This window comes from Mucilaginibacter lappiensis, assembly GCF_900155965.1.
GTDB classification, from domain to species: domain Bacteria; phylum Bacteroidota; class Bacteroidia; order Sphingobacteriales; family Sphingobacteriaceae; genus Mucilaginibacter; species Mucilaginibacter lappiensis.
In genome coordinates this window covers 1-15,592 of the sequence record NZ_FTMG01000006.1, presented here as the reverse complement: position 1 = coordinate 15,592, position 15,592 = coordinate 1, and the positions used below count along the sequence as shown (strand labels likewise).

The 15,592-nt window shown below is 43.0% G+C and carries 18 protein-coding genes; 7 read left to right on the top strand and 11 right to left on the bottom strand.

All coding sequences use genetic code 11. The features are described from left to right. Positions 1–123: 123 nt before the first annotated feature. The gene (locus tag BW976_RS13055) at positions 124–519 is read left to right on the top strand and encodes a hypothetical protein (RefSeq protein ID WP_076373751.1); all 396 of its coding nucleotides are present in this window, start codon (positions 124–126) and stop codon (positions 517–519) included. Between the two features lie 65 nt (positions 520–584). Further along, positions 585–1,094: a phosphoribosyltransferase family protein gene (locus BW976_RS13050; RefSeq protein WP_076373750.1), complete on the top strand. Its 510-nt coding sequence runs from the start codon at positions 585–587 to the stop codon at positions 1,092–1,094. A gap of 6 nt (positions 1,095–1,100) precedes the next feature. Here BW976_RS13050 and BW976_RS13045 read toward each other — a convergent pair whose 3' ends face one another. The 4 genes from BW976_RS13045 to BW976_RS13030 form a co-directional block, all read right to left on the bottom strand. Next, entirely contained in the window at positions 1,101–1,607 is a 507-nt protein-coding gene (locus BW976_RS13045) for a shikimate kinase (protein ID WP_076373749.1), read from the bottom strand. 7 nt (positions 1,608–1,614) lie between these two features. After that, entirely contained in the window at positions 1,615–2,673 is a 1,059-nt protein-coding gene (locus BW976_RS13040) for an ABC transporter permease (RefSeq protein WP_076373748.1), read from the bottom strand. Between the two features lie 2 nt (positions 2,674–2,675). After that, entirely contained in the window at positions 2,676–3,827 is a 1,152-nt protein-coding gene (locus BW976_RS13035; RefSeq protein WP_076373747.1) for a BT_3928 family protein, read from the bottom strand. Positions 3,828–3,947: 120 nt separating this feature from the next. Beyond that, positions 3,948–4,427, bottom strand: a complete 480-nt coding sequence (locus BW976_RS13030; RefSeq protein WP_076373990.1) for a DUF1599 domain-containing protein — start codon at positions 4,425–4,427, stop codon at positions 3,948–3,950. A gap of 156 nt (positions 4,428–4,583) precedes the next feature. Here BW976_RS13030 and folP point away from each other — a divergent pair, with 156 nt between their 5' ends. Then, a complete protein-coding gene (folP, locus tag BW976_RS13025; protein ID WP_076373746.1) occupies positions 4,584–5,450 on the top strand; it encodes a dihydropteroate synthase in 867 nt (288 codons plus the stop codon). Between the two features lie 317 nt (positions 5,451–5,767). After that, positions 5,768–6,223: a nuclear transport factor 2 family protein gene (locus BW976_RS13020; RefSeq protein WP_076373745.1), complete on the top strand. Its 456-nt coding sequence runs from the start codon at positions 5,768–5,770 to the stop codon at positions 6,221–6,223. Positions 6,224–6,310: 87 nt separating this feature from the next. On the opposite strand, the gene BW976_RS13015 is transcribed toward BW976_RS13020, so the two are convergent. The 6 genes from BW976_RS13015 to BW976_RS12990 form a co-directional block, all read right to left on the bottom strand. Beyond that, positions 6,311–6,862: an NUDIX hydrolase gene (locus BW976_RS13015; RefSeq protein WP_076373744.1), complete on the bottom strand. Its 552-nt coding sequence runs from the start codon at positions 6,860–6,862 to the stop codon at positions 6,311–6,313. After that, a complete protein-coding gene (locus BW976_RS13010; RefSeq protein WP_076373743.1) occupies positions 6,855–7,259 on the bottom strand; it encodes a hypothetical protein in 405 nt (134 codons plus the stop codon). Before BW976_RS13010 ends, BW976_RS13015 begins: the two co-directional genes overlap by 8 nt. 67 nt (positions 7,260–7,326) lie before the next feature. Next, positions 7,327–8,130, bottom strand: coding sequence for a TPM domain-containing protein (locus tag BW976_RS13005; protein WP_076373742.1), 804 nt, complete (start codon positions 8,128–8,130; stop codon positions 7,327–7,329). Positions 8,131–8,141: 11 nt separating this feature from the next. Next, positions 8,142–8,576, bottom strand: a complete 435-nt coding sequence (locus tag BW976_RS13000; RefSeq protein ID WP_076373741.1) for a TPM domain-containing protein — start codon at positions 8,574–8,576, stop codon at positions 8,142–8,144. A 123-nt stretch (positions 8,577–8,699) separates the two neighbouring features. Next, the gene (locus BW976_RS12995; RefSeq protein ID WP_076373740.1) at positions 8,700–9,278 is read right to left on the bottom strand and encodes a LemA family protein; all 579 of its coding nucleotides are present in this window, start codon (positions 9,276–9,278) and stop codon (positions 8,700–8,702) included. A gap of 551 nt (positions 9,279–9,829) precedes the next feature. After that, positions 9,830–10,399, bottom strand: coding sequence for an RNA polymerase sigma factor (locus BW976_RS12990; RefSeq protein WP_076373989.1), 570 nt, complete (start codon positions 10,397–10,399; stop codon positions 9,830–9,832). A gap of 391 nt (positions 10,400–10,790) precedes the next feature. Between BW976_RS12990 and BW976_RS12985 the strand changes: the two genes are divergently transcribed. From BW976_RS12985 to BW976_RS12975, 3 genes are all read left to right on the top strand, one after another. Continuing rightward, positions 10,791–12,341 (top strand): NAD(P)/FAD-dependent oxidoreductase, encoded by a 1,551-nt coding sequence (locus BW976_RS12985; RefSeq protein WP_076373739.1) that lies wholly within the window; start codon positions 10,791–10,793, stop codon positions 12,339–12,341. Then, positions 12,338–12,823: a DinB family protein gene (locus BW976_RS12980; protein WP_076373738.1), complete on the top strand. Its 486-nt coding sequence runs from the start codon at positions 12,338–12,340 to the stop codon at positions 12,821–12,823. The genes BW976_RS12985 and BW976_RS12980 overlap by 4 nt, the downstream gene beginning before the upstream one ends. Before the next feature lie 82 nt (positions 12,824–12,905). Continuing rightward, positions 12,906–13,271, top strand: coding sequence for a CoA-binding protein (locus tag BW976_RS12975; protein WP_076373737.1), 366 nt, complete (start codon positions 12,906–12,908; stop codon positions 13,269–13,271). 107 nt (positions 13,272–13,378) lie between these two features. On the opposite strand, the gene BW976_RS12970 is transcribed toward BW976_RS12975, so the two are convergent. Next, the gene (locus tag BW976_RS12970) at positions 13,379–14,752 is read right to left on the bottom strand and encodes a methyltransferase RsmF C-terminal domain-like protein (protein WP_076373736.1); all 1,374 of its coding nucleotides are present in this window, start codon (positions 14,750–14,752) and stop codon (positions 13,379–13,381) included. Positions 14,753–15,592 lie beyond the last annotated feature (840 nt).

Here is a 15,592-nt window from a genome sequence, read left to right as displayed (position 1 = left end):
TAGATCATAGTAAAAGTCGAAAGAGAAAAATTGGGATAATCCTTTAACCCAAAAGATCCAAATCCAGACATAAGAAGTATCAACGAAAACAAGGTAATCAAATAAATCAACGGTCAATAAGATATGCAACCCGAAGATCTGTTAAACGAAGGCAATGAAAGCCCAAAAGCAGCTCCTGACAGCCCACTGCTGGGTCTGGAACGTGAACTGAAAATTTTTAAAGAATCGATCCGTGAAGTAGCCATCGAAATTATGATGGAGGGCTTATCTTCTTATCCCATTTTTATAGCGCACCAGCATGAGCTGAAACTGGGCGAGGTTATCCTGGACAGAAACGACCTGAATACTGATTGGAGCATCCACGCTTCAACTCTTGAAGAGTTTGAGGAGCGGGGTGTTATCAAACCCGAACTGAAAGACCGTTTTATCAATAGCTACAAAAATCCAAACGATTTTATGTGCGTTTTTGTGGTGGTACCAGAGGGTGCAAATTTTGTTTATTTCCCGTATGGGAAGTAGTAATTAGGCTTTTGTTGGATAGTTAATTTTCTATATTTACATCAGTAACTTATATAATCGGCCCGATGTCTGAAAAGAAACTCCTGATATTAAATCAGCACCAGATAGAGCAAAAGCTCGACCGTATTGCTTACCAGATACTGGAAGATAACTTTGACGAGCAGGAAATACTGATAGCGGGCATATTACCTCGTGGCAATCATATTGCTCAAAGACTTAAAACCATTTTAGATGGCATTGCACCCTTCTCCAGCAGATTGCTCAGCATCGAGCTGGAAAAACAAAGCAGTACGCTGCAGGCTAAGATTAATTTTGATGTTCAGGAATGCAGCAACAAAGTAGTGATACTGGTTGATGATGTACTGAACAGTGGTAAAACGCTGGCTTATGGTTTAGCCGTATTTTTAGATGTGCCCCTCAAAAAATTGCGTACAGCGGTACTGATCGATCGTAATCATAAAAGCTTTCCTGTTACTACCGATTTTGCCGGGGTAGCCCTTTCCACCGTAATCAAAGAACATGTTGATGTGGTGCTGGATGAAGATGGACAAGAAGACGCGGTTTATTTGCGATAGGGAAAATTAGCCCTCGATTGCCAATGCCGCTTCCAGCTTTTCTACAGACATGTCAATGCCTTCCACCAAGTTGCTGGCCTGTAAATAATAGCTTTCACGCTCGGCCAGTTTGCCGGTTATAAACTCTACCAGTTCGTCGCCTTGTTTTCCCTGCAGTACCGGGCGTACGGTTTTACTGCTGGCGAGCCTGTCGGCCAATGTTTTGGGCGATAGTTTGATGTACAGGGTTTTGCCATTGGCATTCATCCATTGCATGTGATCAAAAAAGCAAGGTAAACCGCCTCCTGTTGATACCACTACATTTTCAGGATATTCGGTTTGTTTCAATACCTCTGATTCTAACTTGCGGAAGGCATCCTCGCCAAAGCTCGAAAAATATTCGGCTATACTCATGCCTGCCTTTTCTTCCAGCACGTGGTCAAGGTCAATAAATTCATAGCCTAATTTGGCTGCCAGTTTACGGCTCCAGGTGGTTTTGCCACAGCCCATAAAACCAACTAAAAAGTACTTCATTATAATATCAGCTTAATTTTACCCGCGGATCTATCCAAACATAAATAATATCGATCAAAATACTGATCACCACAAAAATAAAGGCGATAAAAAGGATAGATCCCATCACCACCGGGAAGTCCGACATCTCCAGGGCGTCAACGGTAGCTTTGCCCAGTCCATTATAGCCAAAAATATATTCTACAAAAAACGAACCTGCCAATAAGGATGCAAACCAATTGGCGATTGCTGTGATCACAGGGTTCAACGCGTTTTTTAAAGCATGGCGGTAAATAATAGCCCGGTTACTAAGGCCCTTCGCTTTTGCGGTGCGGATATAATCCTGCCCCAATACATCCAGCATGGCGTTACGTGTTAACTGTACTATAATAGCCAGGGGACGCAAGCCCAAGGTGATCATGGGTAATATTAAATTACGGATGCTAATCACCTCGCCCCTGAATGGGTCATAGCTGTATAAACTGCCCGACATATTAAGGCCTGTATACTTACTGAGCTCAAATCCAAATATCCAGGCAATAATAATCCCGGCAAAAAAGGATGGTGCCGATATGCCTAACGTGGAAAAACTGATAGCCAGTTTATCTATCCAGGTATCTTTGTTTACCGCGCTTAGTACACCCAAAAATACGCCGATAATAATGGCGAAGATCATGGCCGTGGTAGCTAGTACCAATGTATTCGGTATCACATCCATCAACAAACTCGCTACATCCTTGCGGGTTTGGTAGGAGCGACGAAGATAAGGCCATTTCAGGGCCAATACTTTGGTATCGCTTACAGCAAACAATTTGGCGTAATGATAGCGCTGCTGTTCTTCGGTATTATTTAAATGGATGCCTACCGGCGAAAGATCATTCAGATAATAGGCAAATTGTATGGGTATAGGTTTATCCAGTCCGAATTCCTTGCGTACAGCTTGTAACGATTGTACGTCGGCACGCTGGCCTTGCGTCATCCGTGCCGGGTCGACGGGTAAAATATTGAACAGGAAAAAAACCACCAGCACCACGCCCAGCATTACCGCCAGTCCATAAAATAATTTGCGGATGAGGTAACGAATCATGGTTATTGTTGCTGAAAGTATTTTTTTACTAAACCATCATAAGTAGGCACTGTATGGTAATGCCATTTGTTAATGATAGTACCGTTTTTAAGCAGCAGCACGCCCGGGTTGGCCCGCACCATTTCTTTCAGCGGAACGCCGTCGGCATAAAAAATTTCGGTAACCAGTTTATGAGCCTTGGCAAATGCCTCCGCGCTTTGTGCCGAATTGGATGTAAGTAATATGGTACGGATATTATAATTTTCGGTGGCGTTTATAGCTAAAGCATTTAAACGGTTGATGGCTTCAGCATTGGTTTTATCCAGATCATGAGCAACGATAACCAGACTGTAAAACGGATTGGATAGTAATTCTTTAGTATAATCATTACCCTGGCCATCTTGTATAGACAGGTCGCGGATTTTAGGTTCAAATCCTTTTTTTACCAGGCGACTTTCCGGAGTACCTACAACTTCCCAGTTGGCATCCTTCCAGATGTTGGTTTTCAAGTACTCCTTATCGCTCATGGTTTTGGTTTCGCCGGTCTTTTTATTTTTAAGGTTGTAAGTTACCTCAAACTCATCCAACTGTACCCCCGGTGGAGTTTTCATTTCATCGGGGATGTTAGCACCTATTTTATAAGGTAAAAAGTCTATGATGGGCATAAAGTTATAGGTATATATGCCAAAACCCAATGCAACAACGGCCGCCCCGATAAGCCACTTATCGGCTGTTTTAGGTTTAAATATAGGTTGTATTTTTTTGCGGTTGATAAAAGGTACCAATACCAGCAGAAGCAGGATCATATCCTTACTGAAGGATTGCCATGGCGTTAGCGGAATAGCATCACCAAAACAACCGCAGGTTTGTACCACCTTAAAAAAGGCTGAGTAGAAAGTTAAAAAGCCAAAAAATATAATGAGCAGCAATAACCCCCAGGCTACTTTTACCGCACGAACGCCTATAAGCAGGGCAAAGCCCAGCACCATTTCAAGCGTGCACAGCAATATAGCCATGGTAAGGGCAAAACTGTTAAGGAACATGATGTGGAAAACCTCAAAATATTCTTCCAGCTTATACGAAAAACCCAGCGGGTCATTAGCTTTGATCAGTCCCGAAAAAATAAATAATAAGCCGACCGCTATCCTGCAAAACCAAATAAAGCTGTTTTTCATATATTATTGATTACTGGAGCAAGGATTTTTGGAGTAAGGACTTTTTCTTTGCTCCAAAATATTTGCTCTTTGTTTCTTTTATCCTTAATCCCAAAATCCTTGCTACTTGTTCCCCAAAGTCTATACGCCTAATTTTATTAAAGCAAACACCGAATAATTGAGCATATCCTGATAATTAGCTTTTACACCTTCTGATGCTTCGGTAAGGCCCTGGTTATCTTCAATTTGTTTAACACGCAGCAACTTCATCAATATCAGATCGGTTAGTGAGCTGATCCGCATATCGCGCCAGGCCTCACCATAGTCATGGTTCTTGGCAAACATGAGCTCTTTAGTTTCGTTTACGCGCTCGTCAAACAAATGTTCCACATGATCGGGGGCAAGCTCCATGGCGGTTTCGGCTGTACTTTCCAGCTGCATCATGGCTATAACGCAGTAGTTTACTATTCCAATATATTCGCCGGTAATGTCCTCACCCACTTTGGATACTTTTTTTTCTTCCAGGGTGCGTATGCGCTGGGCTTTTATAAATATCTGGTCGGTGATAGACTGCGGGCGCAGTATGCGCCATGCGGTTCCGTAGTCGCGGGTCTTTTTCATGAAAAGGCCCTTACATGTGTTAATTACTGCGTCGTACTCTGCTGATGTATTAGCCAAAAGTTGAAATATTTGAATGTTGAAACGTTTGAATATAGCGTGCTTGCGCCAATGCTGCAAAGTTAAACTAAATTACAATATTTAAACTTTGTAAAACACATGACCCAAGATACATTTTTTCATAAAAAAACTACCCTAAACGCGGGTGGTAAACTGATAGACCTATCTACCCCAAAAGTTATGGGGATCATTAATATTACGCCCGATTCCTTCTACGCCGGCAGCCGTAAGCCTGGTGTTGACGAGGCCCTGCAACAAGCCGAAAAGATGCTGTTGGGCGGTGCTGCTTTTTTAGATATTGGCGCATATTCTTCAAGGCCCAATGCCGAGGATATCTCTATTGCCGAGGAGATAGATCGCCTGTTGCCTGTTGTGGAGGCTATTGTTGCCGCATTTCCGGATGCTGTGTTATCTATAGATACTTTCCGGACGCAGGTTGCAGAAGCTGCCATTAGAGCTGGAGCCCATATCATCAATGATATATCGGGCGGAAGCCTGGATGAGAATATGTTTGCCACTGCTGCCCGTTTACAGGTTCCCTATATTTTGATGCACATGAAAGGTACTCCGCAGACGATGAACCAACTGGCACAGTACGACGATGTTTTTACCGAGGTGCTCGACTATTTTGTGTCCCGGTATCAGCAATTAAAGCAATTGGGCGTACATGACGTGATCATTGATCCGGGTTTTGGTTTTGCCAAAAAGAACGAACATAACTACACCCTGATGAACCGCCTGCAGGACTTTGATATTTTAGGTCTACCTACTTTAGCAGGCATTTCCCGCAAACGAATGATCTACGGGCTACTTGAAACAACCGCCGCTGAAGCCCTGAATGGTACCACGGTTTTGAACACCATAGGTTTGATGAAGGGCGCCAATATTCTAAGGGTTCATGATGTGAAAGAAGCGGTAGAAGCGGTGAAGATATGGGAGACGGTTAACAGCTCAAAAACTTTTTAAACCTCAAATTTTAACAAATTTCTGTCCAAAAAGGGCCTGTTTTTCATCAAAAAGCATTCAAAAAACATCGATTTTAACACTTTTTAACAAATTTTAGCTCGATTTTGATGCGTTTTTTAAAGTTTAAAAAGTATTAAATAATTGATTGTCAAATAACTATTTGGAAAATTGGCGATTTTTGGCTTGCTTTTTCCCTTAACCAAACAGCCCGGTTCTCCTTTTTGAAGAGGAGCCGGGCTGCTGTCTATACAAAGATACGAAATTTAAGGATGTTGTTAAATGGCTATATTTAGGTTTTAATATTCAATAAGCTTGTCATGAAAAATTTACTACTCCTGTTATTTATCTTATTCCTGTCATTCAAAACCTTTGCCCAGCAAACGGATCAGGAAGGTATAAAGCAAACTATTAATACCCTGTTTGATGCCATGCGTAAAGGAGATAGCACCCTGTTGCGATCGACATTTGATAAGCATATCGTTTTTCAGAGTATCAATGATAATAAGGCTGGTGCTCCGATATTGGTTAATGAGAACCCTGATGGCTTTCTGAAATCTGTGGGTACACCGCATAAAGAGATATATGACGAACGGATTGTTTTTAACAGCATCAAGATCGACGGCCCGCTGGCCAGTGTATGGGCGCCTTATAAATTTTACGTCGGCGAGAAATTCAGCCATTGCGGTGTGGATGTTTTTCAGCTGCTGAAAAACAAAGATGGCTGGAAGATCATTTATATTGTAGATACTCGCCGGAAAGATAATTGCATTTAAGTCCGAAGTCTTGAGTCGGAAGTCCTAAGAGAAAAAGCTGTTTTTGACTACAGACTTTGAACTCAAGACTCCGGACTCAAGACTTCTTTACAACGCTCCCAGTTTCATCATACCAAAAAACAAACCGGTGCAGTGCATAGCCTGTACTACCTTATTTTCCAGCAGGAGTTGTTTTACTTCGGCGATGGTATATTCTTCTACAATCAGTTCTTCATGAGCATCTAATGACTGACCCTGAACTTTTTTGCCGCCTTTGGCCAGGTAAGTAAAAGTTTGATTATTCGCCGTTGCCGGATTGCCGTATACGGTACATAGCAGTTCGAAATCATCAAATTGGTAGCCGGTTTCTTCCAACAGTTCGCGACGAAGGGCTTCCACCGGTTTTTCGTCGCCGTCAATAACGCCGCCGGGTATCTCCAGGGAAATAATTCCGGCTGCATGGCGGTATTGTTTTACCATGAGCACTTTGTTGTCTTCGGTTATGGCTACGCCATTAACCCAGTTGCTGTATTCCAACACGTAGTAATCCTCAACGATGCGGCCATCGGGCATTTCGCATTTGTCAATTCGTAGAGTGGCCCAGGGGCCTTTATGTATATAATGTGATGAAAGTAATTTCCAGGTCAGCTCTTTACTCATAGTTGTTTTGTAGAAATTGATAGATGGAATTTCGTTTATGGATATTTTCGAAAGAGGAGCGGTGATGTTTTTGCTCTAAACGGTCAAAAATGACCAGGATCTTTTTTAAGGTGTCCAGTGTTTCGTGCCCGGGAGTAAACGGCTGCTGATACATGTATAGCAATTGCGCCAAAGCATCCAGCTTATCGGGGTGGTAATTTTGCTTTTCGAGCAGCAACTCAAAGTCGGGGTTGGTTAGCTCCAGCAGTTCCTGTAGTTTAATATTATATTCGTTTTGCAGTGTGGTATCCGCCAGCTGAATAAATTCGTCAGGCTTGGCTTCTTCCTTAAAACCTGCTAAACGAGCCAGGATAGCTGTAAGTTTTTCCAGCTCGTTTAGTATATAGTCTTTAAACATGAGGATAAATCAGAATGTTGCAGGAAATCGCTAATTCACTAAATCAATAACTCACTAATTGCACAGCTTACCAGCTACCGCCGGAGCCGCCGCCACCGAAATCGCCGCCACCAAAACCACCGAAGCCTCCGCTGTCGCCACCTCCGCCACTATCACCGCCTCCGCTGAAACCGCCCCAGCCGCCGCCACCGCCGCTTCCACGACCCAACATGCTGCCAGCTAAAAACCACCAGAACGGACTGGCGCCGCCACGGCTGCCAATAATTTGACGACCGCCGCCACCGCCGCGATTACGGAAGATGAGTATAATTATTACGATTACAATGATAATGACGATAAGCACACTGCCGCCACCAGCACTTTGTTTGGCCTGTGGTTTTTTGTCGGCTTTGTACTCGCCTTTGGTGTATTTAATAATCTGATCTACCCCGGCATTTAGTCCGCCGTAATAGTCGCCCTCTTTAAAGCGTGGGTTGATATCATTCACCCTGATCTCCTGGGTCACAATATCAGGCAATGCACCTTCAGCGCCAAAGCCGGTTTGTATGGTAAGCTTACGATCATTGATGGCCACCAGTATCAGCACGCCATTGTTTTTTCCTTTTTGCCCGATGCCCCATTTGCGGCCCAGTGCGGCGCCGTATTCATTGACATCGTAACTCCCTATGGACCTTATCATCACAATGGCGATCTGGGTAGAAGTAGAATCGTTAAAAGCTTTCAATTTACTCTCCAACTGCTGTTTATCATCGGCAGATAGGGTATTGGTATAATCGGTAACCAGCGTGTTTGATCGTTCCGGAAAATCCTGCGCGAAGGCTACAAAAGCGCACAACACCAGGCTAAAGAACAATATGATTTTTTTGAACATGAGTTTAAAGGTTAATCGCCATCCATAAAGGCAATGTCATCGGGCAATTCATTGATATTGTCCTGTGTATGCGGGAAATATTTTTGCAGCTGTTCACCGGCAATTTTTAAACCGGTAACTATACCCTCTACAATATCACCGTACTTAAAATGCTGCAGCATATCTTCCTTGGTTGCGTCCCAGAAATCAGCAGGAACAACCGAGTTGATACCTGCATCGCCAATAATAGCAAATTTACGGTCGACAGTGGCTACATATATCAATATGCCATGACGCAGTTTGGTTTTATGCATATTAAGCTGATAAAAATATTTAGCGGAACGGTCGAGCACATCCTCGCTGCATTTTTTTTCGATGCATACCCTAATCTCGCCCGAACTGCGGTTCTCGGCTTCCTGTATAGCTTTGCGTATCCGCTGCTGCTCTTCTTCGGTAAATACTGCCATCTTTTTAATTACTGAATTATCGAATTACTGAGTTATTGAATTAATGAGGCAGTTAATTAGTGACTGAGACGCATTGCTGAAGCTCAAATCACTAATTCAATAACTCAGTAATTCAATAATTAATTAAAACTGAACCTTGGGTGCTTTATCAGCTCCGGGCTCGGCGGTGAAATAGCCTTTTTCGCTAAAACCAAACATTTTGGCGGTTATATTAGCCGGGAACGAACGGATCTTGGTGTTAAATTCCTGCACAGAAGCGTTAAAATCCTGGCGGGCCACCTGTATGCGGTTTTCGGTGCCTTCTATCTGAGCCTGTAAACCCAGGAAGTTTTCGTTGGTTTTTAAGTTCGGATAGTTTTCAGTTACCGACAGTAAACGACCCAAAGCGGTGCTTAATTCACCTTGTGCAGCCTGGAATGCTTTGATCGATTCCGGGGTAAGCTTGGTAGGGTCAACCTGTACAGATGTTGCTTTGGCACGCGCTTCAACAACAGCGGTTAAGGTGCCTTTTTCAAAATTGGCAGCCCCTTTAACGGTATTAACCAGGTTAGGGATCAAATCGCTGCGGCGCTGATACTGGCTTTGAACAGCCGCCCATTTGGTTTTTACATTTTCGTCCATTTTAACCATGCTGTTGTAACTGCATGAGCTTAATGACATAGCCGCCGCTATAATTAATATTACCGAGAATAACTTTTTCATATGCTTTTTTTGATGTTTTGGAATTTAGATTACAAAAGGCGTACCGTTGTTACAACAACTAATGGTTATGACAACATGACAAGATACGCATCGCTAAAGATAATCAAAACATTTGTCTGAACACGATTAAAGGATTGATATGATTTTTAGGATGCAGATGACTCACCCCGTCTACGCTTTCGCTGGTAGAAAAATAGATTTGTCATGCTGAACGGAGTGAAGCATCTATTGTGCTACATGTTTGCTGAAGAAGATCCTTCGTTCAGGATGACATGTTTTAGGGGGGAGTTTATAAAAAGGGCTGTCAGTCTGAGCCTGTCGAAGACTCGGGTGTAGAGGCCGGCCCACCATGGTTCGACGAAGCTCACCATGACATCCTTGTTTTATCGTTAAATTGGCATTTGATTATGAAATAAGTTCTTATCGCTTATTGAGGATAAGTTCAGGCGGGATGCCTGAACTGCGGCGGTGATAAGTATATATAGAAGAGAAGTTAAATTAACCCCTCTGCGGATGATAAGGGAGTTTAATAAGGACAGGGTAAAGGGAAATTACCCCGCCAGGCAATGTTGCTCACGCATGGTAAGCTGGCCTATCATATCTTTTAAAATATTACGTGCACGGTACAAAGTGGTGCGTGATAATAATTCTGTCATGCCAAGAGAATTACCAATTTCCTGGTGCGAATAGCCCTCAATAGCATACATGCTGAATACAGAACGGTAAGTTTTGGGCAGTTTTTGGATCAGTTTCATCAAATCTTTTGCTTCCAGGCCGTTATCGTTATATGATTTGCTCATCGGCATGTTGTTTTCGGCAGCAAAGTCTTCTACCAAAACCATAGGTTTCAATTTGCGGTAACGTGATATAGCGCAATGTACCATGATACGGCGGATCCACCCTTCCAGACTGCCATCACCACGATAGTTGTTCATGTTTTTGAACATTTTTATAAAGCCCTCTTGTAGTATATCCTGCGCTTCGTCTTTATCAGTTGCATAACGCATACAAACTGCCAACATGCGTGGTGCTAATATCCGGTATAATTGTTCCTGTTGCTTGCGGTCGTTTTTCAAACATCCTTCCCATAGGGTCATCAAGCGGTCTTCGGCGATATTCATTTTTTGTGTTATTTTTATATCGAGCCTATGCCAATATGGATGCCATATCGTAAATAATTGATTTTCAATTAGATAAATTTTATAGGCCATTTAAAACTGTTCGATAGCGGACGGTCATTGTGCACGGGCGGACAGTTTGCTAAGATGAAGCCCCCTCTAAATCTCCCCCGGTAGGGGAGACTTTTTTAAATGCGTTAAAGCTTTTCTTTCTGGAGGAGGGAAGCCTCTTGCTTTGCACCTTACAGTTATGATAGGGTTTTTAGCGAAGAGAAGATGGGGTGAGTTAACTCTGGAACTCAGCGTTTAAAAATAAAAGTCTCCCCTACCGGGGGAGATTTAGAGGGGGCTTCTTACCTTTGCATAGCTCCTGGATAAAAACCAGGCAATTATCATGATCAAAGAAGTAGAAATAGTATGCCCTCCAGGGCAACAGGAAGACGAAGCTGTAATAACCCGTTTAGCGGCGGCTTCCTTAAATATACAACCTCAAAAAATTTCGGCGGTAAAAGTTTTAAAACGGTCTATCGATGCGCGTGGCCGTAAGGTGGTTTACCGCATGCAGGTGCAGGTGTTTTTAGATCAGCCTTATCAGACCGAAATATTCACTGTCAATTATCCCGATGTGCAGTTTGGCCGACCTGTTATTATTGTTGGTGCTGGCCCGGCGGGGATATTCGCAGCGCTGCAATGTATCCAATCGGGACTAAAGCCTATTATTGTGGAGCGCGGTAAAGATGTAAAACAACGTCGTCGCGATTTGGCTAATATCAACAAACAAGGGTTGGTAAACCCCGAATCGAACTATTGCTTTGGCGAAGGTGGGGCAGGTACCTACTCGGATGGTAAATTATATACTCGCTCTACCAAGCGCGGTGATGTGAACCAGGTGCTGAAAATGTTTGTAGCGCATGGCGCCGAGGAGAATATATTAATAGATGCCCGGCCGCACATCGGCACCAATAAGCTGCCGCAGATTATTACCGCAATGCGCGAAACTATACTGAATGCCGGTGGCGAAATATTGTTCGATACTAAAGTGACTTCGCTGTTGGTGGAGTTTGGCAAAATAAAAGGTGTAAAACTGGCCAATGGCGAAAAGCTGACGGCTGATGCAGTGATACTGGCCACAGGACATTCCGCACGGGATGTTTTTGAAATGCTGCATCACCAAAATATACTTATTGAAGCCAAACCTTTTGCCTTAGGGGTGAGGATAGAACATCCGCAGGAAATTATCGATCGAGCACAATATCATTGCGAATACCGCGGAGCGGATCTGCCGCCATCTTATTATAACCTGGTGGAGCAGGTGGAGGATCGGGGCGTGTTCTCTTTTTGTATGTGTCCCGGTGGTATTATAGCCCCTTGCGCCACCGAAGCTGGTGAAATTGTAGTGAACGGCTGGAGCCCGTCTAAACGGAACAATCCTTTTGCTAACTCGGGCACGGTTGTGCAGATTAATATGGAAGACGTGCCCGGTGACGATACCGATCCGTTTAAGATGCTGCGCTTTCAGCAGGAAATTGAGAAAGCCGCTTTTGTGGCAGGTGGCGGTAACCTGGTAGCTCCAGGACAACGCATGGTTGATTTTGTGGAGGGACGATTGTCAAATGATCTACCAGAAAACTCCTATCTGCCCGGAACTAAAAGCACCGAATTGAAAGAAGTATTACCTTTATGGATACATAAACGCTTACAAAAAGCCTTGCCGGCCTTTGGCAAAAAAATGAAAGGTTATTATACCAATGAAGCTATATTAGTAGGAGTAGAGTCGCGCACATCATCGCCGGTAAAAGTTCCGCGCGATAAAGAAACGCTGCAGCACCCGCGGGTTCAGGGTTTATTTCCCTGCGGCGAGGGGGCCGGTTATGCGGGTGGCATTATTTCTGCTGCTATTGATGGTATCAACTGCGCTTTGGCAACTTTAAAAATATTGAGATGAGTACCTCAGAAAATCTTTCACACGAATTGCAAAATGTATTATCGGGCAATCCCTGGTACGGTTCGCCGGTTTATACTATACTAAAAAGTATCAGTTTTGAAACCGCGTACGAAAAGCCGCCGGGATCGATACATAACGTAGCCGAAATAGTACTGCATATGATTGCCTGGACAGAAGAGGTGATGGACAGGATGAATGGTTTACCATCGGGCGTACCCACCAGCGGCGACTGGCCAGAGACAGGTGCTCCTGATGAGCAAAAATGGCAGAATTATGTTGAAGATTTGAAGCTTGTTAACGTAAATTTGATTGGCATTATTCAAAACTTCCCTCCGGATCAATGGAATGAGCCAACAAATGACGAAAGAAACCGCGAACAGGGAGCGGGTGTTACCTATGAAGAATTGATCAACGGATTAATACAGCATCATATATATCACTCGGGTCAGATAGCGCTATTAAAAAGGATAATTACTAATTAAATAAGATTTCACCGATTTTGGAAAGATTTCACCGATCATCGGTGTAATAAAAAAAATAATCAGATGAAATCATCTCAATAATATGGCTGATAAAAAAACATTGGTATTGGGTGCCACACCCGATGCCAGCAGATATGCCTACCTGGCCGCGAACAGGCTGGTGAGTAAAGGACATACTATAGTAAATGTAGGGATAAAATCAGGTGAGGTGGCTGGAGTGTCCATTGAAAAGCCCGAAACCATACACCACGATATTGATACGGTAACTTTATATGTGGGGCCACAGCATCAACCGGAGCTATATAATTATATATTAAACACCAACCCTAAGCGTATCATTTTTAACCCAGGTACTGAAAACTCCGAGCTACGCCGCCTGGCTAATGAAAAAGGCATCCAAACAGAAAACGCCTGTACGCTGGTGTTGTTATCGATAGGGGATTATTGAGTTGAGGATGTGCAGATGTGCAAATTTCAGATGTGCAGATGAAATCGATTACACCAATTAAAAAATTATTTGCAAATCTGAAATTTGCACATCTGCACATCTGCACATCATTTAAAAGAGGCTAATATTCTGATTTCCTTAGGATAATAATTGTTAATGCGATTAGGCAATAGTTTGGCCCAGCCCAGGGAGTGGCCCTCAAAGGTCATCAGGCTCCAGCCTTTTTCTGTAGGATTAAGATCGATGTTATCCCGGCGCAGATATTGTATGGCCTGATCGTGGCTGAGCTCTGTTTGTAAAACAACATCTCTATTAATAATAGTACTCAGCGCCAGTTCATGATCGGGTATCAGATCTTTCCCCATCAGTTTGCCCACACGCACGCCCGACTTTTTAAGATACAAGTGACGCTGCAAAATATTCAGACTTTCTTTATGGGTACGGTTAATAGCCAGCCAGTCATCGGTCACTTTAAAATAATAGAAACTTTCGGGGTTATGGAGATAAGCCTTTACCTGGTCAATTTCCTTGCTGCTTATTTTTTGCTGCATATTGTTTTTAAAGTTGCCCAGTTCGCCGGTATTGGTTTTCTTTTTAAGGCAGGAGGCAAATAAACCTTCGCCTTTTACCTGTCCCGGATAAAAGCGGTAACCCCATGCTTTTTGCAATGCCGATTCGGTTTCCACAATACCCCACTCCTTATATATAGGTATACGGATGCTTTCGAGGTCAAACTCCTGGCAAAGCCAATCCAGTATATCTTCGTTTTCCTGATGCGAGTAGGAGCAGGTACTATATATAAGGTATCCATCCTCATTTAAGGCGGGTAATATATCTGCCAGTATACGCTCCTGCCGCTGATGACAAAGATTGACGTTGGCCTCAGACCATTCATTCATCGCCTGCGGATCTTTCCGGAACATACCCGAGCCGGAGCAGGGCGCATCAACCAGTATAATATCAAAAAAGCTTTTCAGCCGGCCGATGTCTTTCGGGTCGTTATTACTAACAATAACATTGCTTTGGCCCCAGCGGCTCAGGTTGTCTGTTAGTATAGGTACGCGCGTTTTAATGATCTCGTTAGCCACCAGCAGATCATCGGCCCCGATAGCCGAATTAAGCAGGGTACTTTTACCGCCTGGCGCCGCGCAAAGGTCGAGCACTTTTACCGGTTGCTCCTTATTTTGCCTGATGTATTTGATGATATGATCAATAAACATCGATGATGCCTCTTGTACATAATAACATCCGGCATGAAAAAGGGGATCAAAAGTGAAGGACGGACGGGCATCTAAATAAAAACCATCGGCACACCAGGGCATTTGCGCGCCCGTTTTTAAGACCGAATGCTTAAATGGATTTAACCTTATAGAGGTAGGTGCATCAGAATTTTCATGGGCTTTGATAAAATTTTGCTCATCAAATCCGTTTTCTGCGCTTAACGAGGTCAGGAAGTTTTCGGGAAATGGGTACTTGTTCATATACTTTTCAAATATACAAATTAGGTAAATGCTATTATTATATGCTAAAGTAGGAGTGTTGTGAATGAATTTAGGATTAGTTTACAGGTAGTTGTAAAATAGTTTTAATTATTTCAAAATTTCTCTTGGAAGGGAAGCGTTTTTCTCTGTACATTTGTGGCCGCCCAAGGAAAAAGGGCGTTGTTTTTTGAAGATCTAGCGAATAAAAAAAGTTTAAAAAAGTGAAAATGTCACTTGATAAATTGAAATAAGATTCGCACCTTTGCAGCCCGCTGAGGGGGAATAGAGAAGAGAGGAAAAGGGGTTCAAAACTTAGAATAAAAAAAGAAAAAAAAAGTTTTGGAAAATAGAAAAAGGTTTCTACCTTTGCACTCCCGAAACGAAGGAAAGAAAGAAGGCGGAAACGCTGAGGGATGAAAAGGGAAAACAATTCAGAGCGATTCTGATAAAAACAGAAGAGAAAGCTAACGAAAGAAAGCGATTAATCAAAGAAGAAGTCAGAGCGATTCTGGCGGACAGGAAATGAAAAGTTAAGGAGTGTTAAAACTCCAAGATTATAAAGCGGATCTGAGATAGTGAAGCTGAAAAGTTCTTTTAAGAAATAGAAAATCATGTAGTGTAACGATCGGAAACTAAACCCTTCCGATGAGTTATAAGAAAGCGGGAAGCTGTATAAAGATAACAGTGTGAGTGGAGAGAAGATAGAGGTTAGTGCAAACTGACAACTGCCAACTGCCAGCTCACAATACAGATTCTATTATTAATAATAGGGTCAGAGACAAACAAAACATTTTACAATGGAGAGTTTGATCCTGGCTCAGGATGAACGCTAGCGGCAGG